This window comes from Streptomyces sp. WAC03905, assembly GCF_057371075.1.
This window is the reverse complement of sequence record NZ_JBXYDZ010000003.1, coordinates 7,197,388-7,218,892: the sequence shown is the minus strand read 5'-3', so window position 1 is coordinate 7,218,892 and position 21,505 is coordinate 7,197,388. Positions and strand designations below refer to the sequence as shown.

At 74.0% G+C, this 21,505-nt stretch carries 22 protein-coding genes and 1 pseudogene; 14 read left to right on the top strand and 9 right to left on the bottom strand.

Features of this window, described 5'->3' with window-relative positions; genetic code table 11:
- Window positions 1-359: 359 nt before the first annotated feature.
- Window positions 360-734 (top strand): hypothetical protein, encoded by a 375-nt coding sequence (locus AC2RP6_RS35115; protein ID WP_030817869.1) that lies wholly within the window; start codon window positions 360-362, stop codon window positions 732-734.
- A gap of 196 nt (window positions 735-930) precedes the next feature.
- Entirely contained in the window at window positions 931-1,290 is a 360-nt protein-coding gene (locus AC2RP6_RS35110; RefSeq protein WP_486449858.1) for an ArsR/SmtB family transcription factor, read from the top strand.
- 121 nt (window positions 1,291-1,411) lie between these two features.
- On the opposite strand, the gene AC2RP6_RS35105 is transcribed toward AC2RP6_RS35110, so the two are convergent.
- Complete coding sequence (locus tag AC2RP6_RS35105) at window positions 1,412-3,025, bottom strand: phospholipase D-like domain-containing protein (protein WP_486449857.1); 1,614 nt, start codon at window positions 3,023-3,025, stop codon at window positions 1,412-1,414.
- 267 nt (window positions 3,026-3,292) lie between these two features.
- Here AC2RP6_RS35105 and AC2RP6_RS35100 point away from each other — a divergent pair, with 267 nt between their 5' ends.
- The 3 genes from AC2RP6_RS35100 to AC2RP6_RS35090 all read left to right on the top strand — a co-directional run bounded on the left by AC2RP6_RS35100 (window position 3,293) and on the right by AC2RP6_RS35090 (window position 5,392).
- Complete coding sequence (locus AC2RP6_RS35100) at window positions 3,293-4,192, top strand: NAD-dependent protein deacetylase (RefSeq protein ID WP_486449856.1); 900 nt, start codon at window positions 3,293-3,295, stop codon at window positions 4,190-4,192.
- Window positions 4,193-4,348: 156 nt separating this feature from the next.
- Entirely contained in the window at window positions 4,349-4,792 is a 444-nt protein-coding gene (locus AC2RP6_RS35095) for a VOC family protein (protein WP_486449855.1), read from the top strand.
- 72 nt (window positions 4,793-4,864) lie between these two features.
- On the top strand, window positions 4,865-5,392 hold the full coding sequence (locus AC2RP6_RS35090) for a hypothetical protein (protein WP_486449854.1): 528 nt from the start codon (window positions 4,865-4,867) through the stop codon (window positions 5,390-5,392).
- A 179-nt stretch (window positions 5,393-5,571) separates the two neighbouring features.
- On the opposite strand, the gene AC2RP6_RS35085 is transcribed toward AC2RP6_RS35090, so the two are convergent.
- A complete protein-coding gene (locus tag AC2RP6_RS35085; protein WP_486450558.1) occupies window positions 5,572-5,817 on the bottom strand; it encodes a hypothetical protein in 246 nt (81 codons plus the stop codon).
- A gap of 5 nt (window positions 5,818-5,822) precedes the next feature.
- On the bottom strand, window positions 5,823-6,266 hold the full coding sequence (locus tag AC2RP6_RS35080; protein ID WP_486449853.1) for a hypothetical protein: 444 nt from the start codon (window positions 6,264-6,266) through the stop codon (window positions 5,823-5,825).
- A gap of 89 nt (window positions 6,267-6,355) precedes the next feature.
- On the opposite strand from AC2RP6_RS35080, the gene AC2RP6_RS35075 reads away from it, so the two are divergent.
- Window positions 6,356-6,694 (top strand): helix-turn-helix transcriptional regulator, encoded by a 339-nt coding sequence (locus AC2RP6_RS35075; RefSeq protein WP_486449852.1) that lies wholly within the window; start codon window positions 6,356-6,358, stop codon window positions 6,692-6,694.
- Window positions 6,691-7,377 (top strand): permease prefix domain 1-containing protein, encoded by a 687-nt coding sequence (locus tag AC2RP6_RS35070; protein WP_486449851.1) that lies wholly within the window; start codon window positions 6,691-6,693, stop codon window positions 7,375-7,377. Before AC2RP6_RS35075 ends, AC2RP6_RS35070 begins: the two co-directional genes overlap by 4 nt.
- Window positions 7,378-7,423: 46 nt before the next feature.
- Here the strand turns inward: AC2RP6_RS35070 and AC2RP6_RS35065 are convergent.
- A pseudogene (locus AC2RP6_RS35065) lies at window positions 7,424-9,880 on the bottom strand (SpoIIE family protein phosphatase); the annotation flags it as partial.
- Between the two features lie 936 nt (window positions 9,881-10,816).
- On the opposite strand from AC2RP6_RS35065, the gene AC2RP6_RS35060 reads away from it, so the two are divergent.
- The 4 genes from AC2RP6_RS35060 to AC2RP6_RS35045 all read left to right on the top strand — a co-directional run bounded on the left by AC2RP6_RS35060 (window position 10,817) and on the right by AC2RP6_RS35045 (window position 13,340).
- Window positions 10,817-11,551, top strand: coding sequence for a DUF2470 domain-containing protein (locus AC2RP6_RS35060; RefSeq protein ID WP_486449850.1), 735 nt, complete (start codon window positions 10,817-10,819; stop codon window positions 11,549-11,551).
- 236 nt (window positions 11,552-11,787) lie between these two features.
- Complete coding sequence (locus AC2RP6_RS35055; protein WP_486449849.1) at window positions 11,788-12,162, top strand: VOC family protein; 375 nt, start codon at window positions 11,788-11,790, stop codon at window positions 12,160-12,162.
- A gap of 30 nt (window positions 12,163-12,192) precedes the next feature.
- Window positions 12,193-12,789: a hypothetical protein gene (locus AC2RP6_RS35050; RefSeq protein ID WP_486449848.1), complete on the top strand. Its 597-nt coding sequence runs from the start codon at window positions 12,193-12,195 to the stop codon at window positions 12,787-12,789.
- Window positions 12,681-13,340: a PP2C family protein-serine/threonine phosphatase gene (locus AC2RP6_RS35045; RefSeq protein ID WP_486449847.1), complete on the top strand. Its 660-nt coding sequence runs from the start codon at window positions 12,681-12,683 to the stop codon at window positions 13,338-13,340. Before AC2RP6_RS35050 ends, AC2RP6_RS35045 begins: the two co-directional genes overlap by 109 nt.
- 13 nt (window positions 13,341-13,353) lie before the next feature.
- Here AC2RP6_RS35045 and AC2RP6_RS35040 read toward each other — a convergent pair whose 3' ends face one another.
- On the bottom strand, window positions 13,354-14,790 hold the full coding sequence (locus tag AC2RP6_RS35040; protein ID WP_486449846.1) for a serine hydrolase domain-containing protein: 1,437 nt from the start codon (window positions 14,788-14,790) through the stop codon (window positions 13,354-13,356).
- A gap of 185 nt (window positions 14,791-14,975) precedes the next feature.
- Window positions 14,976-15,770 carry a 3-hydroxybutyrate dehydrogenase gene (locus AC2RP6_RS35035; protein WP_486449845.1) on the bottom strand — a complete coding sequence of 265 codons (795 nt, stop codon included), beginning with the start codon at window positions 15,768-15,770 and terminating at the stop codon, window positions 14,976-14,978.
- A gap of 141 nt (window positions 15,771-15,911) precedes the next feature.
- Between AC2RP6_RS35035 and AC2RP6_RS35030 the strand changes: the two genes are divergently transcribed.
- The gene (locus tag AC2RP6_RS35030; RefSeq protein ID WP_486449844.1) at window positions 15,912-16,625 is read left to right on the top strand and encodes an alpha/beta fold hydrolase; all 714 of its coding nucleotides are present in this window, start codon (window positions 15,912-15,914) and stop codon (window positions 16,623-16,625) included.
- A gap of 368 nt (window positions 16,626-16,993) precedes the next feature.
- Here AC2RP6_RS35030 and AC2RP6_RS35025 read toward each other — a convergent pair whose 3' ends face one another.
- Genes AC2RP6_RS35025 through AC2RP6_RS35015 form a run of 3 tightly spaced genes read right to left on the bottom strand, consistent with a single transcriptional unit; the run spans window position 16,994 to window position 19,697 of the window.
- The gene (locus tag AC2RP6_RS35025; protein WP_486449843.1) at window positions 16,994-17,401 is read right to left on the bottom strand and encodes a hypothetical protein; all 408 of its coding nucleotides are present in this window, start codon (window positions 17,399-17,401) and stop codon (window positions 16,994-16,996) included.
- 31 nt (window positions 17,402-17,432) lie between these two features.
- Window positions 17,433-18,191, bottom strand: coding sequence for an HAD family hydrolase (locus AC2RP6_RS35020; RefSeq protein ID WP_486449842.1), 759 nt, complete (start codon window positions 18,189-18,191; stop codon window positions 17,433-17,435).
- 54 nt (window positions 18,192-18,245) lie between these two features.
- Window positions 18,246-19,697, bottom strand: coding sequence for a L,D-transpeptidase (locus tag AC2RP6_RS35015; RefSeq protein ID WP_486449841.1), 1,452 nt, complete (start codon window positions 19,695-19,697; stop codon window positions 18,246-18,248).
- A 163-nt stretch (window positions 19,698-19,860) separates the two neighbouring features.
- Here AC2RP6_RS35015 and AC2RP6_RS35010 point away from each other — a divergent pair, with 163 nt between their 5' ends.
- Complete coding sequence (locus tag AC2RP6_RS35010) at window positions 19,861-20,367, top strand: GNAT family N-acetyltransferase (protein WP_486449840.1); 507 nt, start codon at window positions 19,861-19,863, stop codon at window positions 20,365-20,367.
- Between the two features lie 118 nt (window positions 20,368-20,485).
- Window positions 20,486-21,475: an NAD-dependent epimerase/dehydratase family protein gene (locus tag AC2RP6_RS35005; RefSeq protein WP_486449839.1), complete on the top strand. Its 990-nt coding sequence runs from the start codon at window positions 20,486-20,488 to the stop codon at window positions 21,473-21,475.
- The last annotated feature ends 30 nt before the right edge of the window (window positions 21,476-21,505 follow it).

The following is a 21,505-nucleotide window of genomic DNA, read 5'->3' as shown; positions in this document are numbered from 1 at the left end:
ACGAGGCACGGCGGAAGGGGGGGTTGTCGGCCAATCCGTCGAAGTGGAGGCGTACGGCGGGCTCTTGGTGCCCGTGGGACGCGCGGACGGGGTACCGGTCGGCGCTGAGCTGCGCGGACCCGCGCCCCGGGGGTCTCGTTCCCGCTGTCCGGGAGTCTCCTCGTACGGCGCCGACTCCCGTACGTTTCAGGGCAGTCGGGTGATCACGGGCTCGCACCCTAGCGGATGGAGGTCCATATCCTGCCCGAATACCTGATGTTCGCCACGGGCCCGGCCCTCGACGCGTAGCGTCCCCCCTGCAACCCGGGTCGGAGACGTGAAGCCGGCCAGGACCGTGAAGAAACGAGGAGGCTGCAACGATGGTCAACGTGGAGACGTCCCTGAAAGAGGCGATGACCTCGATCGAGGGGAGCGTGGGCGCCGCGCTGGTCGACTACACGAGTGGCATGGCCCTCGGCACGCTGGGAGGCAGCAAGGAGCTGGACCTGACGGTCGCCGCCGCGGGCAACACCGACGTCATCCGGGCGAAGGCCCGCACCATGGAGATGCTGGGCATCAAGGAGGACATCGAGGACGTACTGATCACCCTGGGCAGCCAGTACCACCTCATCCGGCTGCTCAAGGGGCGCGGGGGGAACGGCCTGTTCCTCTACATCGTCCTGGACAAGGCCAAGTCGAACCTGGCCATGGCCCGGCACCAGCTCAAGCGCATCGAAGCGGACCTGGAACTCTAGCCGCCTTCCTGTACCCCGACTTTTTTTGCCCATGAGTTGAAGAAATCTTCAACTCGGCACATCCGAATCTGGTCACCGCAGGGTGGGGCGGGGCCGGGGTACAGGAGAATGGCTGGTCATGGTCACCGGGGGCGGGCGCGGCAGGGCCGACGCCGTCCCCGTCCATTGGTCAGAAACCGGGTAGGAGCGTTGCCACATGCAGGTCCCGCTGTACCAGGCCAAGGCGGAGTTCTTCCGGATGCTCGGACACCCCGTCCGGATCCGTGTTCTCGAGCTCCTCCAGAACGGCCCCGTACCCGTGCGCGAGCTGCTGAACGAGATCGAGATCGAACCGTCCAACCTCTCTCAACAACTCGCGGTGCTGCGCAGGTCCGGCATCGTGATCTCCATACGCGACGGCTCGACGGTCAGTTACGCCCTCGCCGGCGGCGACGTGGCGGAACTCCTGCGAGCCGCACGTCGCATCCTCACCGAGCTGCTGGTCGGGCAGAGCGAGTTGCTCGCCGAGCTCCGCGATGCCGACACCTCGGTCCACACGGGGCCTCCCGCGCTGTAGCCCGGCGCGTGCGCGCGCCGCAGGGTGGACACCTCGGAAGGGCCGGCGGCGCGCGCCACGGCCACGGCGCGCCCCGGCCGTGGCGGACGTCAGCCGAGGCGCAGGTCGGCTGTGGTGGGTGTCAGCCCTGGCAGAGGCCGCGGGTGTGGTCGTACGTCGCGGTGGCGCGGGAGTAGCGCCACTGCGGGTCGAGCAGGTCGCTCTTGAGCTGTGCGGCCGCCGACGGGCTCTCGACGACGTAGCCGAAGTCCTGGAGCCAGGACGGGTACAGGTTCTTGGAGCCGATGTAGAAGGCCGAGTCGTCGACCGAGACCAGCTTGTGGTGCTGGGCGTAGGGCTTGCCGTCCGCCCAGGTCGGCTGGTCGGAGGCGCGGAAGGTGGCCAGCTGGAGGTTCTCGCAGAGGGCCGTCCGCGCGCGGCCGCCGTCACCGGTCAGGGCCGTGACCCGGCCGCGCAGGGCGTCGCTCACCTCGGAGAGGGACTTGATCTGCGAGTAGCCGCCGCTGCCGATGGTGCCGCGGTTCGCCGGGTCGCTCACCACGATGCGGACCTTGACGCCGGAGACCAGCTTCGCGGCGAGGGCGTCGTAGAGGCGTACGTCGTAGCGGGGCAGCGGCGGGCAGGTGGCGTGCACGTCCTGCTGGGAGATCTCGATGTGCGAGGTCGCGCTGGAGACGAGGGCGCGCAGGGCGCTCTCCTCCGGGTTGACGGTGTCGTAGTCCCGGTCGGCGTTGGTCTTGTCGGGCACCCCGATCCCGCACCTGGTGTCGCCGGCCGTGGGCAGCACGGGGCGGAAGGCCGAGCTGGGGTCGCTCTGGCGGATGCCGACACCGAGGCCGCCGACGGCGAGCGCGGGGACGTCCCCGCCGCCCTCCGGACGCGCGGGCCGGGGCAGGGAGGGCAGGCAGTCCGCGCCGGGCGAGGCCGCGAACCACACCGAACTCCAGTTGCCCTTGTTGCGGCAGGTCCAGTCCCACAGGGAGTCCAGGTAGCGGCCCGCGGAGCCGGCCGCGGGACCGGACAGCGCGAGGTCGACGTCGCTGACGGGGTGGGTGGTGTCGAGGTAGTCGTCCTTCCAGCTGTTGATGCCTCCGGTGATGACCGAGCCGCCGTCCACCACGACCAGCTTGGAGTGGTTCCAGGAGAAGGAGGTCTTCGACGTGGTCATCGAGGCCACGTTGAGGGTGATGTTGGCCGCGGCGGCGGGGCCGAGCTTCGCGAGCAGCTCGTCTCGGTAGGACGAGGGGATCACCGTGGAGTGGTAGAGGGGCGCGGCGCCCACCATGACGCGGACCTTGAGCCGGTTGCCCTTCTGGGCGGACTCCTTCAGGCCCGCGACGATCGCGTCCTGGTAGCCGCCGTTGGGGAAGGGCGCCAGCGTGGATATGTCCACCGTCTCCCGGGCGCCGGCGATGTCCTGGTGCATCTTCTCCAGGAGGCGGCGCGAGCCGGGCCGGTCGGTGCAGGCGGCGTCGCCCCAGCAGCCGGGGGTCTGGAGCAGCCAGTCGGCGCCGCCGGGGGTGGTGGAGCCGAGCCGGTTGCCGGAGGTGCGCTCCCAGACCGAGCCCTCCAGGCCCGGCGAGACCTGACGCAGGGTCTGCTCGACCGAGTCCAGGTGCGGGGTGGGCGCTTCCGCGGCGTGCGCGGGGGCGGTGGCGGTGGCGCCGAGGAGGGCGAAGCCGAGGGCGAGGGCCGAGGTGGAGACGAGGGCCGTCGTACGGACGGTGCGTGCCAATGTGGTTCCTTGAACTGGGGGGGTGGCTCCGGCCGGGGACGGGCGCGGGTCGGCCGCGCCTCCGACCTTGATCAACTCGCGCAAGTTACCAGTACGTAGCTCGCTGTCCGTCCGGGTCGGGCGAGTTCCGGCCATGCGGACGTAACGGGACGGGTAGCGGGGCGCGGAGCGGGGAGCGGAACGGGAAGCGGGACGGACGTCCGAGGCGGGCAGCGGGGGCGGGGCCGGTGCCGGGGCGCTGTCCGGCCGGTTCCGTACCCTGGGGGCATGCGCATGCGCCCCACCCTGAGCTGGACTCCCCCCGAGGACCTGCGGCCCGGCAGCACGGATCCGGAGCCGGTGGCCGAGGCGCTGGGCGCGGGCGGCGTGCTGGTGCTCAGCGGTGCCGGCATCTCCACGGAGTCCGGCATCCCCGACTACCGCGGTGAGGGCGGGAGCCTGCGCCGGCACACCCCGATGACGTACCAGGAGTTCACGGCGAGCGCGCAGGCCCGCCGCCGGTACTGGGCGCGCAGCCACCTCGGCTGGCGCACCTTCGGCCGGGCCAGGCCCAACGCCGGGCACCGGGCGGTCACGGCGTTCGGACGGCACGGGCTGCTGTCCGGGGTGATCACGCAGAACGTCGACGGCCTGCACCAGGCCGCGGGCAGCGAGGACGTGGTGGAACTCCACGGAAGCCTGGACCGGGTCGTGTGCCTCTCCTGCGGTGCGTCCGGCTCGCGCCGTGACCTGGCGCTGCGGCTGGCGGAGGTCAACGCGGGCTTCGAGCCGGTGAGCGCCCGGCTGAACCCGGACGGCGACGCCGACCTCACCGACGAACAGGTCGGGGACTTCTCCGTGGTGCCGTGCGCGCAGTGCGGGGGCGTTCTCAAACCGGACGTGGTGTTCTTCGGCGAAGCGGTCCCCCCGCGGCGGGTCGAGCGCTGCCGGGAACTGGTCGACGGGGCGACCTCGCTGCTGGTCCTGGGCTCTTCGCTGACGGTGATGTCCGGTCTGCGGTTCGTCCGCCAGGCAGCCCGGGCGGGCAAGCCGGTGTTGATCGTCAACCGGGACGCCACGCGCGGCGACCAGCACGCCGTCACCCGCCTCGCCCTCCCCCTGGGCGAGGCGCTCACCGCACTCGCCGCCCGACTGGACGTCCCGGTGGACGCGGCTCCGGCGTCCTGACGTGCGGGTGCGGGGCGGGCCGTCGGGGCACCGGGGCACCGGGGCACCGGTCGACGAGGCCCGGTCCGGGTGCGCCATCATGAGGGGCTCCGGCGGTGGGGGTGCCGTCACCGGTGTCGAGGGCCGAGGGCCGAGGGCCGAGGGAGGAGGACGGGGATGTCCGACGAGCGGGTGGCCGGCGCGGCCCGGCCCGTGCGCGGGATGCTGCACCACGTCGAGGTCTGGGTGCCCGACCTCGGCCGGGCCGTGGCCTCTTTCGGGTGGCTGCTGGAGTCCCTGGGCTACGCGCCGTACCAGAGCTGGGACGCTGGACGGAGCTGGCGGCTCGGGGCGACGTACCTGGTGTTCGAGCAGTCCCCGGCCCTCACGGCGGACCGTCACGACCGCTGCCGGCCCGGGCTGAACCACCTCGCTTTCCACGTGGAGGACCACGCGGCGGTGGAGGTCCTGGTGGCCGGGGCCCGGCGGCACGGCTGGAGCCTGATGTTCCCCGACCGCCACCCGTACGCGGGCGGCCCGCGGAGCTATGCCGCGTACCTGGTGAACGCCGACGGCTTCGAGGTCGAACTCGTCGCCGTCGACGGCCCCGCACCCGGGTGACCGCTCCGGGGCACGGGCACGGCTGCGGCTGCGGCTGCGGCTGCGGCTGCGGCTGCGGCACAATGACTGCCCATGACCGACCCGTTGGGCGTTGTGCCCCCGATTCGCCGCACCGGTGACGAACCCCTGCACCTGCACGGCACCGTGCACGGAACCGTGCTCGGCTTTTGGTCCTGGGCGTACTCGGGTCTGGCGGGCAACACCCTGCGCGGCGCCCTGGCGGAGTACATCGTCGCGCTCGCCCTCGGTGCCACCGGTGCGTTGCGGGCCTTCTCGATCGCCCCGGCGGCGGGCTGGGACTCGGTGACCGGGGCCGCGGGCCCCGTCCGGCTGCGGCGCGCCGACGTGTACGTGTTCTGTCTGCTGCGGCACCTGGACAAGCCGACGCTGGATCCGCTGGACCTCTCCCAGTGGGACTTCCACGTCCTGCCGACCAGGGTGCTCGACGAGCGCAAGGCCGACCGGCGGACCATCGGGCTGCCGGCCCTGCTCGCCCTGGGTGCCGAACGTACGGGCTTCGACGACCTGCGGGCGGCGGTATTCGCCGCAGCCGGGCCGTGCGAGCGGGCGGTACCCGCGCAGGCCGACGCCCCGGCCTGACCGCCCGACCGGACTCCGGCGGCGGGGTCGTCAGGGCCCGGCCCCACCTCCCGCGGAAGCGGCTGCCGGCGACGGCCACGTGGCCGCCCCGCCCGCCGAACGGCCCGCGAGAAGCCGGTTTGCGGTTCCAGCGGGACCCGGAGCTGACGGTCTACCGCATGCGTTCCATCGGCTCAGCCTCACAGACCGCCCCGCCTCAGCTCTCGCAGTGCCAGCAGGCCCCCGACGCCGGGGATCCACGCCCGCCACCTCGCCGCCGGCGCCGCCGGGGCCCGCCGGACCGCGAGGATGACGACGAGGTACACCGTACCGTGCACCGGGCCGCCCAGGGAGGCGACCGCCCCGGTGTGCACGGTGAGGAGGTTGGCCAGGAGGAGGGCCAGGGAAGCGGCCTCCACCCGGGCCGCGATCCGCAGCATGCGCATGGCGTTCACGCCCCCGTGGTGGAGCCGGGCCGGACGATCATCAGGACGACGACGACCGCCCAGAGCAGGTTGAACACGCCGGTCACCATCGCCAGCCGGGCCGCCCCCGACCGGTCCGGGCCGCCGAGCAGCCGCTGCTGCCCCGGCAGGATCGCCAGGACGAGCAGTGCCGCCGCCGCGGCGGTGAGGACGATCGAGGCCAGCAGCCAGGCGTCGGTCAGGACGCCGAGCCGGGCGCCCGTGGCGACGCCGAAGACGGGGACGGCGATCCCGACGACCGTGTAGCCGCGGCAGATGCGGTGCAGGACCCGGGCCGTCCGCAGTCCCTCGCCGCCGTCGGCCTCGGCCGGGGAGCGCGTGCAGCGGGGGAACATCGAGGCCGCGACCGCGATCGGCCCGATCGCCAGGATCGCCGCCAGCACGTGGACGGACAGGAGCAGCTTGGTCACGGGGTTCTCCCATGTCTCATGGATCGGCTGGCAATAGGTTGCCAGGCAACCTATACGACGGCGGTCGGGTTTGGGTAGGCTGCCTGACCATGAAGGCCAGTGAGGTACGCGGACACCTGGACGGGCTGCTGCTGTCCGTGCTCGAATCGGGCCCCCTGCACGGCTACGCAGTGATCACCGCGGTGCAGGAGCGCAGCAACGGAGTGCTGGAACTGCGCAAGGGCACGATCTACCCCGCCCTGAACCGGCTGGAGCGGCTCGGGCTCCTCGACAGCGCCTGGGAATCCGTCGGGGAACGCCGACGGCGCTGCTACGAGCTGACCGACGCCGGCCGGCGCAGCCTGGACACGGAGCGGAAGGTGTGGCGGGAGTTCACCGCCGCGATCGGCTCGGTGCTCGAACCGGCGCAGCCGCGGACCGCGACGTGAACGGCCCTTCGCCGGACGGGGCGCGCCGCGACCCCATCGAGGCACATGTGGCCGAGCTGGCCGCCGTCCTGCGCGGCACGGAGCGCGCGAAGAGCCGGATGCTGGCCGAGCTGCGCGAGGGGCTGCTCGACGCGGCGACGGAGGTGGCCCGCGGGCGCGAACCGGACGACGCGGCGCGGCGGGAGGCGGTGCGTCAGTTCGGCACCGTGGCCGACCTCGCCGCGGGCTTCCAGCACGAACTCACCGTCGTGCAGGCCCGCCACACCTCCCACAGGATCCTGCTGCTCGCGCCCCTCCTGCCGGCCTGCTGGTACGTACTCGCCGCAGCCGGGCCCACGGCGCACCGGCTGCCGCACCCGGCCCAGGTGCTGCTCGCCCATCTGGGCGGAGCGGCTGCGGCCGCCGCGGTGGCGGCAGCGGCGTTCCTGGCGGTCACCGGCCCGCTCGCCCGCAGGCTGGCCACTCCTGAGCGCCTGCCGGTCGTGGTCGCCTGGACGGGCACCACCGCCGCGGTCGCCCTGGCCCCCAGCGCCCTCACCCTGGGCGTCGCCTCCCTGCTGACAGCGAACTGGCCGCTGTGCGCGCTCGCGGGTGCGGTCGCCCTCGTCCTCCACGCGCAGATCGCCGCCTCGGCCCGCGCCTGCCGCACCTGCGCCCGGCTGCCCGCCGCGGCACGGGCATGACCACCGGCGGGGCACCGCGCCGGGACCCCTTCCGCGGTGACGCGCGTCAGCCGGCCGGGGCGTGCCAGGGGATCTCGGCCCAGACCTGTTTGCCACCGCTGAGCGGGACCGAACCCCATGCCGTGGCCGTCGCCTCGACGATGAGGAGCCCGCGGCCGCCGGTCGACTCCCAGCTCACCGAGACCGGCTTGACGGGGCTGCGCGGCGACGCGTCATTCACGGCGATGCGCAGCCGGTCCGTCGAGAGGGTCAGGTCCATGCCCACCTCGCCCTGGGTGTGCGCGATGGCGTTGGTGACCAGTTCGGACACGATCAGCAGGGCCGTGTCGAGTTCCTCCACCACGCCCCAGGACCGCAGCGTGCGGGCCGTGAAGCGGCGCGCGTGCAGGACCGCTTTGGGCAGCCGCCACACCGTCCAGTGGCTCCGCTTGGGCCGGCCGCGCGTGCCGTCGTAGCGCAGCAGCAGCAGCGCGACGTCGTCGTCGCGTCGCCCCACGCCCATGACCAGCTCGTCGGCGACGCCTCCGGCGTCGACCGGGTCGACCTCGGCGAGCGTCTCGCACACCCGCCGCATGCCCTCCTCCAGGGGCAGCCGGGCGGACTCCACCAGGCCGTCCGTCAGCAGGACGAGCAGGGTTCCGGGGAGCAGTCCCGTCTCGGTCATGGGGAATTCGGCTTCCGCGAGGACGCCCAGGGGTGGACCGCCCTCGACCGCCATCTCCTCGGTGACTCCGTCGGGATGGCGCACCACCGGGGGCAGGTGGCCGGCCCGGACGACCCGGGCGATGCCCTCCTCCATGTCGAGGTCCACGTACGTGCAGGTGGCGAAGAGGTCGGTCTCCATGCCGACGAGCAGCCGGTTGGCCCGCGCGACCACGACGTCGGGCGGGTGGCCCTCGACCGCGTACGCCCTGACGGCCGTCCGCATCTGGCCCATGATGGTGGCGGCGCCGGCGCTGTGCCCCTGGACGTCGCCGATGACGAAGGCCACGTGTCCGTCGCGGAGCGGGATGACGTCGTACCAGTCGCCGCCGACCTCCAGTCCCGCCGTGGCGGGCAGGTAGCGGGCGACGGCGGTCCCGCCCGGCAACTCCGGGAGTTTGCGGGGCAGCAGGCTGCGCTGGAGCATGGTGGCGAGTTCGTGGCCCGCGTCCAGCGCGTGGGCGCGTACGAGGGCCTGCCCGACCAGTCCGGCGGTCGCGGTGAGCAGCGAGCGCTCCTCCGGTGCGAAGCGGTGCTCCTCGTCCCACCCGACCAGGCACACCCCGACCATCCGGCCTTCGGCGGGCAGCGGCAGCACGGCGAGGCCGCCGGGTCCGACGCCCAGGAGCCCTGGTTCGAGTGCCGCGCCGGGTGGCCACAGGCTCATGTGGCCGGCCCGCAGCGCGCTCTGCAGGGTGGGGAGGTCGCCGAGGGACACGTCGGGCCACTCGGAGCGCCATTCCGCGCGCCAGGTCTCCGGCCAGGCGTCGGGCTCCGGCGGGTCGAGGGCGGTGACGATGAGACGCTCGGGCTCCAGTTCGCCGACCGCGACCCGGGACGCGCCGAGCGGCTCACGCAGGGCGGCGACCGCGAGCCGGCTCACCTCCCGGATCGTCGCGGCTCCGGCGAGGGTGGCCGAGAGGCGCTGGACGAGGGATACCTCGTCGGCGCTGGGTCGCAGGTAGGAGGCGTCGGCGACGACGCCGAGGACCCGCCGGGGCGCCCCGTCGGGGTCCACTTCGACGCGGCAGCGCAGGCCCAGCCAGCGCAGCTCGCCGCCGGGGCGGCGGATGCGGAAGGCCAGCTGCTGGCCGGTGGCAGCCAGCCGGTCCGGCTCCACGACCGCCATCAGCGCGGGCATGTCATCGGGGACGGCGCAGGCGAGGAGGCTCTCCACGCGTCCGTCGAACTGCTCGGGGGCCAGGCCGAGCAGTTCCAGTACGTGCGCGTGGGCCTCCATGCGGCCGGTGTCCAGGTCCAGGATGAAGGCGCCGCCCTGGTCGGGGACGAGGGACTGGACCAGATGGGCCTGGGGGGCCCGGCGCCCGGCGAAGCGGGCGGCGACCGATTCGAGTCCGGCGGCCACCTGGTCGGCGTACAGCTCCAGGAGGCTGCGGTCGTCGGCGCTGAAGCCCTCGCCGACGTCGCCCGCGACGACGAGGCATCCGAGTTCCTGGTCGCCGTGGCCCAGGGGCAGGGCGCCCAGGGAGATCCTGGCGGGGGAACTGGGGGCGCCGTTGCGGACCCGGGTGGGGAAGTGGTGGGGGTCTTCCTCGATGAACGCGGCGAGTTCCTTCGGCGTCAGCCACAGCGGGCGGCCGGAGCGGAAGGCGTTGGCGGCGGGTGAGTGGCCCGCGACGGCGAGGATCGCGGGCAGCCCGTAGAGGACCCCGCGGTTTCCGGTCAGCTCGGCCAGATGGAGTTCCCTGTCCTGGTCGGCGGCCACGTAGACGGCGGCGAGCTGAGCCCCGCAGAACGCAAAGCGATGCCTGGTCACTGGCCGTGTCGCCTCCTCCCGAGGCCGTCCCGTCGAGCGCCGGGTCTCCCTCCATGCTGTCGCGCCCTGGACCCTTCGGGCGAGTCGGGGGGCGACGGTCCGCGGTACGGGACTGCGGGTCAGCGGTACGGCGCGACGCGCGAAGCGAGGGAGGAGGGCGGCCGAAGCCGCGAGGGCGGGGGTCCGGTGGCGGTCCGACGCGGCCAGTGGGAGGGCGCCGGCCCGTGCCGCCCCGCGAGGGTGGCGGCCCACCGGCCGGCGGCCGAGCCCACCGCGGCGAGGGGCCGCGACGCCGGCAGCGCGGTGGGGACGACGGCGAGCCGGGGGGGGGTGGTCTCCAGCCGCCTGCAGACGGCCATCAGGGTGATCGGGCGGGGTTCGACGGTTCGGCCTGTGGGTGCCGGTGAAGTGGAACACGCCCGGGCCGACCCATCCGCCGGCCCGCTGGAGCACGGGGCGTTGCCCGCTGGTGCTGTCCGCCCCCCGCTCGGTGCAGGTGGCCTGACCGGCCTGTGGCCCGATGTCGGGCAGGTGGACCATGAGGCGCGCCCAGCTGAGCTTCGTAGCCGCCGCCCACCTGGCGCAGGTCGGCTTGGCCCGGTGGCGGCCCTCCGTGCCGGGGTTGAGGCCGAACTGGAAGTTGCCCGCCGGGTGATGCGGCCGCGGTCGTTCCGTGTTGCGGTGCCGGCGGGGACGGAGGCGACGCCCTTCGAGCCGGCCGGCGCGCCCGTGCCGACCGGCGTCCCGCCCTGTAGGCGCGTTCCCCGCCCCCCTGGTCAACCAGGAGGCCGGACCGGCGCCATGGGCTGACCCGGGCGGGCGGGCCCGGCCCTCCGGCGCGAGGGGGCCGGCCGACGTGCATCGGCGCACGCGGTGCGCGGGGCATGGGCCGGTTCCAAGCTGGCCACCCCACCCCCACATCGGCTAAGTTAGGCGAGCCTTACCTAACTGGAGGTTGCGATGAGTGCTGCCGCCCCGCCCGCGGCCGAGCCGACCCTCGCCGAGCGGACTCGCTCGGTACTGGCCCGTGCGGTCTCGCTGACCGTCACCACGCACGGTCTCCGCTACGACCTGGTCGGCCTGCACTCCGTCAACACGAGAGGGCAGGTGCGGATGCGCCTGGCGGCCGACAGCCTGCCGGCGGCACATCTGAAGTGCGCACCCCGCGGAGCCCTGGCCGCGCTGGTGGAGTTCACCGACGTCGCCCCCGTCGCCGTGCGCGACCGCGTCCGGGCCCGGGTGACGCTGTCCGGCTGGCTCACCCGGTCCGGGCAGGAGACCCGCGCGGACGAGGTCGACCTGCGCCTCGACGCGGCGCGGGCGACCCTGGCGACGCCGGAGACGACGGTGACCGTCGGCCTCGACGAGCTCGTCCTCGCCGAGCCGGACCCACTGGCCGTCGACGAGGGATCACTGCTGACCCACCTGGCCGACGCGCACCAGGACGCGCTGACCCGCCTGACCCGGCTCGCCGACCCGTGGCTCCTGCACGGCGCCGTCCGCGTCCTGCCGCTCGCCGTCGACCGCCACGGCATCACCCTGCGGTGCGAGTACGCCCGGAACCAGCGCGACCTCCGCCTGCCCTTCCCGGCGCCCGTGCGGGAGGCCTCCCAGGTCGGCGAACAGATCCGGCTCCTCCTCGACACGGCCCGGGTCTGCCCGAGGCGCCGCCATCCGGGGCTGTCCGCGAAGTAGCGCCCGCCCGTCCGCGGGCGGGCGTGGTGGAGTCCGGTGCGTGCGATGGCACGGCGGAGGAGGGAGGCGACCCGGTGCGTCGCCGACCGGGGACGACGCGGCGAGGCGCGGTGGCAGGCGCCGCGAACCCGGCCCGACCGGCACGACGCCCCCTGGTGCAGGGGGCGGGTTCCCGGGGGACGATGGGGCGTGGAGGGCCGCGTTCGGCCGGGCCGGGACAGCTGGAGGGAGCGACCATGCTGGGAGACAGCAGGGCATTCAGCGGATTTTCCGTCGACAGCATCGACACCGCGAAGGACTTCTACGGCTCGACCCTCGGCCTGCGGGTCACCGAGGACAACGGGATGCTGTCCCTCCACCTCGCCGGCGGCGCCGACGTGCTGGTGTACCCCAAGAACAACCACAGCCCGGCGAGCTTCACCGTGCTGAACTTCCCGGTGCCCGACATCGACCGGGCCGTCGACGACCTCGGCGCACGCGGTGTGACCTTCGAGCGCTACGACGACTTCGGGCAGAACGAGAAGGGCATCTCCCGCGACGAGGGCGGGCCCCCGATCGCCTGGTTCAAGGACCCGGCCGGGAACGTCCTGTCCGTGCTCGAAGTGGGCTGACCCGGCCCGGCGGCCTCGGGACACCGGGCCATGGTGTCGGACCGGGACGACCCGGAGGCTCGGCTGCGGGCGAGGGACGAGGCCGTCGAACGGATCGGGACGTCCTCCGACGAGCGGACGACCTGGCAGGAGCTGACGGGTTTTCTGCTGAGCGGGCTGTGCGACGCCGCGGCCGTGGAGCTGGCCGGCACGGGGCCGGACGGCCGCGGCGGACGCGTCGCCGCGACGGGCGACACCGCCGGCCTCCTCGACGAGGGCGGCGGCCCGGCCGGTTCCGCGCACGTCGTCTCCGTACCGCTGACCGGGCGCGGCGGGGACTACGGACACCTCCTCGCGGCCCGCGCCCACGACCGCGCCGCCTTCGACGCCGACGAGACGGCCACGCTCCGCTTCGCTGCGCGGCTGGCGTGCGCGCACGTCGCGCACGCCCGCCGCCTCGCGGCCACCGAGAGGGTCGCGCTGGACCTCCAGCGGGCGCTGGTCGCCGAGCCCGGCCGCGGCCGCACCCGAACCTGGAGGTGGCCAGCCGCTACCTGCCGCTGGGCTCCCGCGCGCTCGTCGGCGGCGACTGGTTCGAGACGGTGCGCCTCCACTTCGGCCGCACCCTGCTGGTGGTCGGCGACGTGATGGGCCACGGTCTGGAGGCCGCCGTCGACATGAACGTCTACCGCTCCATCCTGCGCGACGTGGCCTCCACCGACCTCGCCCCGCACCGCGTACTGCGCCAACTGGACGCCCTGGCGGCCGCGGACGGCAACCGCCGCCCCGCGACCTGCCTCATCGCCCGGGTCGACCCCGCCCGCGGAACGGCCGCGTACGCGAGCGCGGGACATCTGCCGCCCGCCGTCTTCACCGCGGACGGCTCGGGAGGACTCCTCGACGTGCCGGTGGGCCCGCCCCTGGGCACCGGCGTCGGCGGGTACGAGGCCGTCGCGCTGCCCTTCGCCGCGGACCGGACGGTGCTGCTCTACACGGACGGACTCGTGGAGCGGCGCGGGGAGGACATCGACGTGTCGCTGGCCCGGCTGGCCGCGCTCCGGATGACCGCCGGGTGCGGGGTCACGGAGGTGGTGGACGCGGTCTGCGCCGGCCTCGACGCGCAGCACGCCGAGGACGACGTCGCCGTCCTCGCAGCTCGTCTCCGCCTCCGGCCGCCCCCGGAGGGGACGACCGGCTGAGGCGTACGCCGGCTCAGCGCAGGGGGCCCGGCGCGGTCGAGGTGAGGGCCGGGAGGGGCGGAAGGGCCCGGAGGCCCGGGAGGAGCGGAAGGGCCCGGGAGTGGGCTGCCGGAGCCTCGGCGGGATCGTGCTGCGGGACCTCGGGCGCCCGCGGCGGCTTGGGCGCGGTCCTGCCGCACAGGGCCCGGTCGCGGTAGTCGGTCATGGCGGCGTCCGCCGGGTGCGGGTCGAACGCGGTGCCCGCCTCGTTGACCCGCTGGTACTTCATCAGGTTGTACCCGAGGGCGAACTGCCGGGTGCCGTCCGGGCTGGACAGTGCCTGTGTACCGGCGCCCCAGACGCCTCCGTCGTGGCCCCAGGCCGGGCCGCACGGCGTGTCCACGGAGTAGATGCCGAGGCCGTAGCGCAGGGCCACCGCGCCCGTCTCGTCCTTGACGTCGACGGTGGTGCGCATGTGGTCCAGTTGGCGGGGCGGCAGGAGGTCACCGGTGAGCAGGGCCCGGTAGAAGGTGTTCAGGTCCTGCGGCGTGGAGACGAGGGCTCCCGCCGTGCCTCCCCACGTCATGTTGTAGACGCTGTAGTCGCGCGGCGGGTCGATGAGCCCGTAGAAGCTCTCGTACATGCGGGCGTGGGCGCCGCGGATGCGGGGGTCGGCGCCGGGGAAATAGGTGTCCCGCAGGCCGGCCCGCCGGATGACGTCCTGGGTGATGAGCCGCTCGGGGTCCTGGCCGGTCACCTTGCGCAGGATCTCTCCCAGCAGCAGGTAGTTGGTGTTGGAGTAGCCCCATGCGGTGCCCGGTTCGAACCGCTGCGGCGCGGCCACTCCGTAGCCGATCAGCCGGGTGGGGCCGATCGTCCGGAAGCGGTGCTCGTCCAGGCTCGCGGTGGTGCCCTCCTTGAGGGAGGGAAAGGCGTCCGCGATGTAGTCCTCGATGCCGCTGGTGTGGTTGAGCAGCATGCGCACGGTCACCTCGCGTCCGCGCTCGCCGGGCAGGAGTTCGGGCACGTAGTCCCCGACCGGCCGGTCCAGATCGATGCGGCCCCTCGCGTTCTGCTGGAGCACGGCGACGGCGGTGAACGTCTTGGTGACGCTGCCGACGCGGTGGCGGAGGTCGGGGCGGACCGGACGGCCGGTGGTGACGTCGGCGAGGCCGGAGGCGCCGTCGAAGCGCTCGCGGCCGTCGCGGGCCGCGGAGAAGATGCCGTACACGCCCGCGTCCCGGACCGCGTCGAGCCCGGCCTGGAGCGCGGCCCGGTCGAGCGGGTGGCGCCCGTTCGCCGCCTGGGCCTCGCTGTGGGCCTGGGGCTGGACCTGGGCTGCCCGCGTGCCCGGGCCCGCTGCGTACGCGGCGGGAGCGAGACCCGCCAGCAGGGCGGCGGCGACGGCGGTCGCCGAGGCCGCGCGGCGCATGCGCCGTAAGGGTCGGTCGACGGGACAGGGGTGGCTCATGGCGGCTCCTCGTCGGCGGCCCGGTGGGGGCCGGTGAGCGGTACGCCTCGATTCTTCGCGGCCGGCCGCGGCAGGACTTCCTCCCTCCGGACGAACCGGGCATCAACCTCCGGAAGGAGGAGCACCTTGACGAGCCGTTACATTTGTCATCCCATGGGTGCACGTCGCAGCTCCCGACGCCCCGCTCAGGCCGCCGTCCAGCCGCCGTCCAGCGGGATAGAGGCGCCGGTCAGGTAGCCCGTGTGGGGGCCGCAGAGCCAGAGGACCGCGGCGGCCACCTCCTCCGGTTCGATCAGCCGCTTGACGGCGGAGCGGGCGAGCAGCACGTCCGTGACCACCCGGTCGGGGTCGATGCCGTGGGCGGCCGCCTGGGCCTCGATCTGCCGTTCCACCAGCGGTGTGCGGACGTAGCCGGGGTTGACGCAGTTGCTGGTCACCCCGTGCGGCGCGCCTTCGACGGCCGTGACCTTGCTCAGCCCTTCGAGGGCGTGCTTCGCGGTCACGTAGCCGGCTTTGAAGGCGCTGGCGCGCAGGCCGTGCACGCTGGAGATGTTGACGACACGGCCCCATCGCCGGGCGTACATGTGCGGCAGCACGCGGCGGAGCAGGAGGAAGGGGGCGTGCACCATCACCCGCTGGATGAGTTCGAAGCGGTCCGCGGGGAAGTCGGCCAGGGGCGCGACGTGTTGCAGTCCGGCGTTGTTGACCAGGATGTCGACCTCGGCGGGGAGTTCGCCGACGGGGGCGGCTTGCGACAGGTCCACGACGTGGGCCGTGCCGCCGATCGCCTCGGCGGCGGCACCGGCCGCCGCGGCGTCGACGTCCACCACGTGTACGCGGGCCCCGGCCGCGGCGAACGCGGTGGCGCAGGCCCGCCCGATGCCGCTGCCGGCCCCGGTGACCAGGGCCGTACGGCCCGCCAGATCGACGCCGGCGGCGGCTGGTGTCCCGTGGAAGCCGGGAGGGATGGCACTCGTCATGGCAGGGATCATCGATGACGCCCGCGCCCCGTTCCCATGTGCGCGCACACCACAGTCACCGGGCCGGAAGTGTCGGCCGGAGCGCATTGTCTGAAAAGTACTTGCTGGAAGGTGGTCGGGCTGCCCGGCTACGGTGCGGGCATGGTGAATTTCGTGCTGGTCGCAGGTGCACGGCTCGGGGCGTGGGCGTGGGACGAGGTGGTGCCGCATCTGCGCGCGGCCGGCCACGGCGTCCATCCGCTGACGCTGTCCGGTCTCGCTGACAGGCGGGGTGTACCGGCGGGGCAGGCGACTCACGTCCAGGACATCGTGGCCGAGGTGGAGCGCCGGGGTCTGCGTGACGTGGTCCTGGTGGGTCACAGCTACTCGGGCATTCCGGTGGGTCAGGCAGCGCAGCGGATCGGTGACCGACTGGCCCGCGTGGTGTTCGTCGACTCAAGTGTTCCGGCTGACGGCAAGTCGTTCGTCTCCGCCTGGTCGGACGGCGGGGCGGCGGTGGAGGCGTCGATCGCGGAGAACGGAGGGTTCTGGCCGCTCGCGCCGGCCTCTCATTACGACGGCGAAGGTCTCACCGATGGGCAGATCGAACGCCTCGTGCGCGGGTCCACGCCTCACCCAGGTGCCACGCTGACCGAACCCGCCGTGCTGACGGCGCCGCTCGGTGACCTTTCGGCGACATACGTCCTGTGCGTGAGGCCGGGGTCCGAGCCTGACGACGCCGAGCCCGACGAAGACGTGAGCGAGTTGCTGCACAACGAGCGCTGGCGGCTGGTCACGATGGCCACCGGCCACTGGCCGATGTTCTCGCAGCCGCGCGAGCTGGCGCGGATCCTCCTCGACGCCGCCGTGGAGTGAGAGCACCTCCGTACCCCGGGCCGGCCGCTCGCCCATGGGAACGGTTCAAGTGAGCACCCATTGGGGCGGGTGTGCCGGGTCGGCAGGACAGGTGAAGACGTGCAGGTCCCGGTCACGGCCGAAGCGGAGCCGGGTGGGCTGGGCAACGGCTCGGCCGCCTCGGATCGAGGCCCTCCCCTCGACGGACGGGTCTCGGTCTTCCACTGGCATCCAGCTGTGCGAGGAGAAGTCCATCTCGTTGGTGTCCACCTCCTCCGGGTGCACAGCACAGGGCTCGGGGAGTTCGTGCTCCCACCGGACCAACGGCACATCGGGCGCGGCGTCCAGGAAGCGGTCCGCGCGCTCGGTCTCCGCGGCACTCCGCCACTTCAGGAGGTATCGACGCGCTCCAGGTGCGGGGGGTGGGTGCGCGGGCAGCGGAAGAGCTGCACGAGATCGGCACCATCGGGACCGGCGGCCAGGCCGGGTGCGTCCCGGCGGAAGAGCTGGGCGAGTGCCACGAAGGGCGTCGGCCCGCCCTCGTCCGGCTGGCCGGCGCCGGTCCACCGGCGGCTCCGGGGCCACGCGCCCGCTGCGCGTGCCGCTCGGATGTCCTCGGGCGCGTACCCCTCGGTCTCGGGATCGTGGGGGTCGCGGCAGACGGGCCACGGCTCGCCGCTCGGCCACAGCACCGGCCCGCCGACATGGCTGTCGTGCCGCCCAGGCTGCCCGGGCCGCGGGTGCAGGCGGGTCGTCCGCCCCCGGTATGCCGCCAGCTCCGGGAACACGGCCTCCACAGCGACCGGCCTGGCCGGCGCGTGGTTCTGCTCATAGGACGAACGTACGCGGCCGGGACGACCTCACGTGGCGGGACTCTTCGGACACGGTCTGGCCCAGCAGGTCCAGGAGGGGGGTGAGGCCGTGGGGGCGGCGGTCGGCCGGGAGGTGGTCGACGAGGTGCAGCGGGCAGCCGAGCGCCGCTGCGCCGCCGTCCGCGGTGCGGTCGTCGCCGACCATCAGCACCTCGGCGGGCGGCAGGCCGAGCCGTTCGCAGGCGGTCCGGAAGATCAGCGGATCGGGCTTCTGGACGCCCAGTTCGAACGAGAGCACGTACGCGTCGACCAGCTCGTCCAGACCGTGCGTGCGGAAGATCGGCCGCAGGTCCCATCCGATGTTGCTGACGACGGCCACCGGAACGCCCCGCCGCCGCAGTTCGCGCAGCGTCGGCCCGGTGTCCGGGTAGGGACGCCAGGCGGCGGGGTTCATGTGGCGGTCGTAGAGCGCCTGGGCCAGCTCCGGCTCGGGGTCCGGCAGCCCGGCCGCCAGCGCCAGGCCGCCGCAGGCCGCCCGGTGCCGGTCGGCGCTCACGTCCCGTTCGCCCCACGGGGCTTGGAGGTGTGCGGGCATCCGCCGGGGAGCGGACCCGCCCGGCAGGGCGCCGTACTCCGTCAGCCGCCCCGCCGTCGCGCGGAACTCCTCCTCGGACAGTCGCACGCCGGTCGCCGCCAGGCCCGCGCCGAGCCACTCCTCGGTGGACTCGATGCGCAGCAGCGTCCCGGAGAAGTCGAACGTCACTCCTCTGATCATGCGGTGATCGTAGTCCGGGCCGGGGGCCGGGGGCCGGGGGCCGGGTGCCCCGGATCAGGTCGTCGGGTGCAGCCGGGACGGGGTGAGCGGTGAGACCTCGGGAGAGGCGTCCACGTCGGTCAGGGCGCTGCCGGCCAGCCAGCTCCGCCAGTCCACGTTCCAGTCGCCGAAGCCGTTGTCGAAGGGGGCCATCCTCGCTCCGCCGCTGTTGACCACCTCCACGATGTCCCCCTCGCGGACCGTCTCGAAGAACCAGGCGGCGTTCTCGGTGCTCATGCCCGTACAGCCGTGGCTGACGTTCTCCTCGCCCTGGGACTCGACCGACCAGGGGGCGGCGTGGATGTACTCGCCGCTCCAGGTGACCCGCGTCGCGTAGGAGACGGGCAGGTCGTAGAACTCCTTGGTGCCGCGCTGGATGCCGACGGTGTCGCCGCGCATGCGGACCTTGGACTCCTTGCGCAGGACGACCTTGATGCCGCTGCGGGTCCGGAAGCCCTCCTTGCCGGTGGTGACCGGGATCGTCCTGATGACACGGCCGTTGCGGCGTACGGTCATGCGGTGGGTGGCGGAGTCGGTGACCGCCTCGATCCGGTCGCCGATGGTGAACTCCAGGTCCTCGGAGGGGCCTCCGTAGGCGTGGTCCCCGACCTCGACCCCGTCGAGTCCGCTGCGCACGCGCACCACCGTGTGCGCGGGCCAGTACGTGCGCGGCCGGTAGTGGAGGGTGGAGTCGTCGACCCAGTGCCAGGCGCCCTCGACGTGCGGCTCCGAGGTGACCTCCAGCGCCTGCTCCAACCGGGCCCGCGCCACGCGGTCGTCGGCCGGAACGGGCCGGCTGAGGGCGGCCGTCACGATCTCCCCGGCCCCGTACGTGCCGGGGCGCGGCCCGAACTCGACGGTCAGCCGGCCGCCGTCCGCGGGCGGCGCGGTCCGGAACGCCATGGTCACGCCGACGGGGCTGCCCGCCGCGTCCTGCGCGCCGACCTGCACGGTGTAGGTCTCCCCCGCGCGCAGCGACTCGCTGTTCAGCCAGCGGTCGCCGTGCGGGCCGAGCGCACCGGCCAGGTGGCGTCCGCGCCCGTCGCGGACGGTCACGTCGGTGATGCGGCCCGGTTCGGTGAGGGTGATCTCGAGGGGCCCGCCGGAGTCGGTGGCCAGGACCTGGGCCCGGGCGTCGCGGGCGGCGTCGGCGAGCACCGGTTCCTCCAGGACGGATCCCACCCCGCCCGAGGTGGCCCGGACCCGCTGCTCCTGCCAGCCGCTGCACAGCCCGGGCTGGAACACCCGGGCGGCGCACCGCCCTTCGCCGGTCCCGTGGGCGCCCTCCAGCACTCGGCCCACGAGCAGGGTGACGGCCGCTTCCCGGGACGGGCCTGCGGGTTTCGCGTCGGTGGAGGTCTCGTCGGGCGCCCGGCCCGGCGCTGCGGCGACGACCAGCATGGCCCCCGTCACCGCGGCCAGGGCGCCCCACGCCGTGGTCGGTCGTGTCCGTCGCATTCGTGGCATAGCCGTATCAAACCGATGGATCGCCAACCTGATGATCATGCGCTCGGCGCTGGGGCCGAACGGGCACCCGAAGTGAACTCGGACGGAGCACACACCGCACGCCCGGCCCCGGTCCGCGAAAACTCGCGTGACCCCGCACGGTCGCGCGGCGGACAATGCCGCCATGCCCCTACGTGCGGTACGCCCGGACGAACTGACGGCCCTCCAGGACATCGAGAGGGCGGCCGGACGTTGCTTCCGGGACATCGGCATGCCCGAGATCGCCGATGACGAGCCGCTGACGACCGGCGAACTCGCCCCGTACCAGCAGGCCGGGCTCGCCTGGGTGGCGGTGGACGGCGCAGACGCGCCCGTTGCCTATCTGATCGCCGAACGCGTCGAGGACGCCCTCCACGTCGAGCAGGTGTCCGTGCACCCGGACCACGCCCGCCGGGGCGTCGGCCGGTCCCTGCTGGAGCACGTGGCGGAGGTCGCCGGGCGCCGGGGCGTGCCCGCGCTGACGCTGACCACCTTCACCGAGGTGCCGTGGAACGCGCCGTACTACACCCGGCTCGGGTTCCGCGCACTCGGCGCGGACGCGCTCACCCCGGGTCTGCGCGAGATCAGGGCGCGCGAGGCGGCCCACGGCCTGGACCGGTGGCCCCGCGTGTGCATGCGGCGGGACCTCTGAGGCCGTGGTGGGACCTCTGATGCCGTGGCGGGACCTCTGATGCCGGGGCGGCTCCGCCGTCCTTCGCCGACCGCGAACCGGGGTCGTCTTCGCCCGGGCGGTGTGCTGGGGTGGCCTGATGAACCTTCTGGTACTGGGCGGGACCGCGTGGCTGGGCCGTGAGATCACCCGGCAGGCGGTGGCGCGGGGACACGCGGTGACGTGCCTGGCGCGCGGCGAGAGTGGCGAAGTCGCCCCGGGTGCACGCCTGGTGGCGGCGGACCGCAGGGACGGGTCCGCGTACGACGAGCTGCTGGACCGGGACTGGGACGCGGTGATGGAGGTGTCGTGGCAGCCCGCGTTCGTCCGTGACGCCCTGGTGGCGCTGGCGGAACGGACCCGGCACTGGACGTACGTCTCGTCGGTCAGCGCCTACGCCGATCACGGCACGGTCGGCGCTGACGAGTCGGCCGCGCTGCTGGCGCCCACGGAGCAGCAGTACGTGGGGCGGGAGGAGTACGGGGAGGCCAAGGTCGCGTGTGAGGCGGCCGTGCGCGCGGCCGTCGGGGACCGCCTCGTCGTGGCGCGGGCCGGCCTGATCGGCGGCCCGGGAGACCACTCGGGGCGCTCGGGGTACTGGGTGGCCCGCGCCGCCCGCGCGGTGGACGGGCCCATGCTGGTGCCGCACTCCCCCGGGCTGCCGACGCAGGTGGTGGACGTACGGGATCTCGCGGGCTGGCTGCTGGACCTCGCGCGCGCGGGCACGGCCGGGACCTTCGACGCCGTGGGGCCCGTCGTGCCGTTCGAGGAGTGGGTGGACCTGTCGCGGCGGGTGGCCGGCCACGACGGGGAGGTGGCGGCGGCGGACCCGCAGTGGATCCTGGCCCAGGGCGTCGCACCCTTCATGGGCCCGGAGTCGATGGCGATGTGGATGCCGGAGCCGGGCTGGGAGGGCTTCTGCAGCCGCAGCGGTGCCGCTGCCCGCGCTGCGGGGCTGCGGCACCGGCCGCGTGCCGAGATGCTGGCGGACCTGCTGGAGTGGGAGCGCGCCGAGGGATTGGAGCGGCCCCGCCGGGCGGGTCTGAGCAGCGCCCGCGAACGCGAACTGCTGACCGCGCTCGGCGACTGAGGCTGCATCCGCGGGCGGGTGCGGGCGGGC

Coding starts and splice junctions, on each gene's coding strand:
- AC2RP6_RS35115 (WP_030817869.1), top strand. CDS start 360: ATGGTCAACGTGGAGACGTCCCTGAAAGAGGCGATGACCTCGATCGAG.
- AC2RP6_RS35110 (WP_486449858.1), top strand. CDS start 931: ATGCAGGTCCCGCTGTACCAGGCCAAGGCGGAGTTCTTCCGGATGCTC.
- AC2RP6_RS35100 (WP_486449856.1), top strand. CDS start 3,293: ATGCGCATGCGCCCCACCCTGAGCTGGACTCCCCCCGAGGACCTGCGG.
- AC2RP6_RS35095 (WP_486449855.1), top strand. CDS start 4,349: ATGTCCGACGAGCGGGTGGCCGGCGCGGCCCGGCCCGTGCGCGGGATG.
- AC2RP6_RS35090 (WP_486449854.1), top strand. CDS start 4,865: ATGACCGACCCGTTGGGCGTTGTGCCCCCGATTCGCCGCACCGGTGAC.
- AC2RP6_RS35085 (WP_486450558.1), bottom strand. CDS start 5,817: ATGCGCATGCTGCGGATCGCGGCCCGGGTGGAGGCCGCTTCCCTGGCC.
- AC2RP6_RS35075 (WP_486449852.1), top strand. CDS start 6,356: ATGAAGGCCAGTGAGGTACGCGGACACCTGGACGGGCTGCTGCTGTCC.
- AC2RP6_RS35060 (WP_486449850.1), top strand. CDS start 10,817: ATGAGTGCTGCCGCCCCGCCCGCGGCCGAGCCGACCCTCGCCGAGCGG.
- AC2RP6_RS35055 (WP_486449849.1), top strand. CDS start 11,788: ATGCTGGGAGACAGCAGGGCATTCAGCGGATTTTCCGTCGACAGCATC.
- AC2RP6_RS35050 (WP_486449848.1), top strand. CDS start 12,193: ATGGTGTCGGACCGGGACGACCCGGAGGCTCGGCTGCGGGCGAGGGAC.
- AC2RP6_RS35040 (WP_486449846.1), bottom strand. CDS start 14,790: ATGAGCCACCCCTGTCCCGTCGACCGACCCTTACGGCGCATGCGCCGC.
- AC2RP6_RS35035 (WP_486449845.1), bottom strand. CDS start 15,770: ATGACGAGTGCCATCCCTCCCGGCTTCCACGGGACACCAGCCGCCGCC.
- AC2RP6_RS35030 (WP_486449844.1), top strand. CDS start 15,912: ATGGTGAATTTCGTGCTGGTCGCAGGTGCACGGCTCGGGGCGTGGGCG.
- AC2RP6_RS35020 (WP_486449842.1), bottom strand. CDS start 18,191: ATGATCAGAGGAGTGACGTTCGACTTCTCCGGGACGCTGCTGCGCATC.
- AC2RP6_RS35015 (WP_486449841.1), bottom strand. CDS start 19,697: ATGCCACGAATGCGACGGACACGACCGACCACGGCGTGGGGCGCCCTG.
- AC2RP6_RS35010 (WP_486449840.1), top strand. CDS start 19,861: ATGCCCCTACGTGCGGTACGCCCGGACGAACTGACGGCCCTCCAGGAC.
- AC2RP6_RS35005 (WP_486449839.1), top strand. CDS start 20,486: ATGAACCTTCTGGTACTGGGCGGGACCGCGTGGCTGGGCCGTGAGATC.